We start from the raw sequence: 2,096 nt of genomic DNA on the forward strand, positions 1-2,096 counted from the left end.
CCCTTTACCCGCCTGGACGGCTCGCGGCCCGGCGATGGCGGTTTCGGCCTGGGCCTGAGCATTGCCCGCAACGCCGTGCAGCGCCAGGGCGGTCGCTTATGGGCAGAAAACACCGGGCAGGGTCTGCGGGTGCATTTGCGTTTGCTGGCCCGTTAGCGCTCAGCGCCTACGCAGTTTGCGTTTTTTCCACTGGTGCGCTACCCACCAGCGCCAGTACGCCATGGTCAGGCAGTAGGCCAGGGCGCCCAATACCACCCCCGATACCACCGAACCCAGCAAGAATGGCTGCCACAGGGTGCTCAACTGGCCGCTGATCCATTCCCACGTCAGGTTATCGGGCAAGCTGCGTGGCGGCACGTTCATCAGCCAGGCGCCGGTCATATAGGTGCAGATGAACACCACCGGCATGGTGATGGGGTTGGTCAACCACACCAGGCTGATGGCAATAGGCATATTGCCGCGCACCGAGATCGCGAGCACTGCGGCGAGCAACATCTGCAACGGAATCGGGATAAACGCCGCAAATAAACCCACCGCCATGGCGCGCGCCACGGAGTGCCGGTTCAGATGCCAGAGGTTGGGGTCATGCAGCAGCGTGCCAAGAAACTGTAATGACTTGTGTTCCCTGATACTGCTGGGATCGGGCATGTACCGTTTGAATAAGCGCCGGGGCATATGGGGTCCAGGTCAATTCGAGGGGCAAGTATGCCCGGATTCTATAAACAGAAAATTCAGACTTTGTGACAAAACATCATAGGCGCTGTCGTTCAGCCGGCTAAGACTGAGTGGATCACTGGAAAAGGATGATCCATGAAGACAGGGATGTTGGCGTTGGCGCTGGGGTTGCTGACGTTGCGTTGGTTGCCGGTGTTGCCGCCTGGTGCCGGGTTATTGGCCATGCTGGTGCTGGCCTTGATGCTGTTGCCTTTTCGGTCCTATCCCGTGGCGTTCTTTCTGGTGGGCTTGAGTTGGGCCTGTCTCAGCGCGCAGCGGGCGCTGGATGACCGGCTGCAGCCTGCCATGGACGGGCAAACTCGCTGGGTGGAGGGGCATGTGGTCGGCTTGCCCCAGCAGACGGTTACGGGCGTGCGCTTTGAACTGGCCGACGGCCGGTCGCGCAAGGTCCGGCTGCCCAAACGTATCCGCGTGTCCTGGCACGGCGGGCCAGTGGTGAACAGTGGCGAACGCTGGCGCTTGGCGTTGACACTCAAGCGGCCTGCGGGCCTGCTCAATTTTCATGGAGTTGACCACGAAGCCTGGCTGCTGGCCCAGCGTATCGGTGCCACTGCAACGGTAAAAGACGGTGAGCGTCTCGCACCCGCCCGCAATGCCTGGCGCGATGCTGTTCGCCAGCGCCTGATGGCGGTGGATGCCCAAGGCCGCGAGGCAGGGCTGGCGGCGCTGGTATTGGGCGACGGTTCCGGCCTGGCACCTGAGGATTGGCAGGTGTTGCAGGACACGGGCACGGTGCATCTGCTGGTGATTTCCGGGCAGCACATCGGCTTGCTGGCGGGCTTGATCTACGGCTTGGTCGCGGTATTGGCGCGCTATGGTTGCTGGCCCCGAACCTGGCCGTGGCTGCCGTGGGCGTGCGGCCTGGCTTTTGGCGCAGCGTTGGGTTATGGCCTGCTGGCGGGGTTTGGCGTGCCGGTGCAGCGGGCCTGTGTGATGGTCGGCCTGGTGTTGCTGTGGCGTCTGCGTTTCCGCCATTTGGGGCTGTGGTGGCCGTTGCTGCTGGCGCTGAATGGCGTGCTGGTGCTGGAGCCCTTGGCCAGCCTGCAGGTGGGGTTCTGGCTTTCGTTTGCGGCGGTCGCGGTGTTGCTGCTGGCGTTCGGCGGGCGCTTGGGGCCGTGGAGCGTCTGGCAGGCGTGGACCCGGCCCCAGTGGTTGATTGCCATAGGCTTGTTTCCGGTGTTGCTGGTGCTGGGTCTGCCCATCAGCCTCAGCGCACCGGTGGCCAATCTGTTTGCCGTGCCGTGGATCAGCCTGGTGGTGCTGCCCTTGGCGCTGCTGGGCACGGCGTTGTTGTGGGTGCCGCTGGCGGGGGAAGCTGTGCTGTGGCTGGCCGGCGGCGCGCTGGACGGATTGTTCAAGGG

Annotated in this window: 3 protein-coding genes; 2 read left to right on the top strand and 1 reads right to left on the bottom strand. The window is 63.6% G+C overall.

The window, feature by feature from the left end:
• Positions 1 to 156: ATP-binding protein (locus tag GIW04_RS30125; protein WP_329607661.1), on the top strand; the 156-nt coding region annotated here is incomplete at its 5' end.
• Positions 157 to 159: 3 nt separating this feature from the next.
• Here GIW04_RS30125 and GIW04_RS30130 read toward each other — a convergent pair.
• A complete protein-coding gene (locus tag GIW04_RS30130) occupies positions 160 to 675 on the bottom strand; it encodes a DUF2062 domain-containing protein (protein ID WP_120249003.1) in 516 nt (171 codons plus the stop codon).
• Between the two features lie 135 nt (positions 676 to 810).
• On the opposite strand from GIW04_RS30130, the gene GIW04_RS30135 reads away from it, so the two are divergent.
• On the top strand, positions 811 to 2,096 hold a 1,286-nt coding region (locus GIW04_RS30135; protein ID WP_236479563.1), incomplete at its 3' end, for a ComEC/Rec2 family competence protein.

This window comes from Pseudomonas sp. PA-4-8C, from assembly GCF_021606625.1.
Taxonomy (GTDB): domain Bacteria; phylum Pseudomonadota; class Gammaproteobacteria; order Pseudomonadales; family Pseudomonadaceae; genus Aquipseudomonas; species Aquipseudomonas lactis.

What these genes read in the sequence shown, in the direction of transcription:
- GIW04_RS30130 (WP_120249003.1), bottom strand. Translation starts at nt 675, where the DNA reads ATGCCCCGGCGCTTATTCAAACGGTACATGCCCGATCCCAGCAGTATC.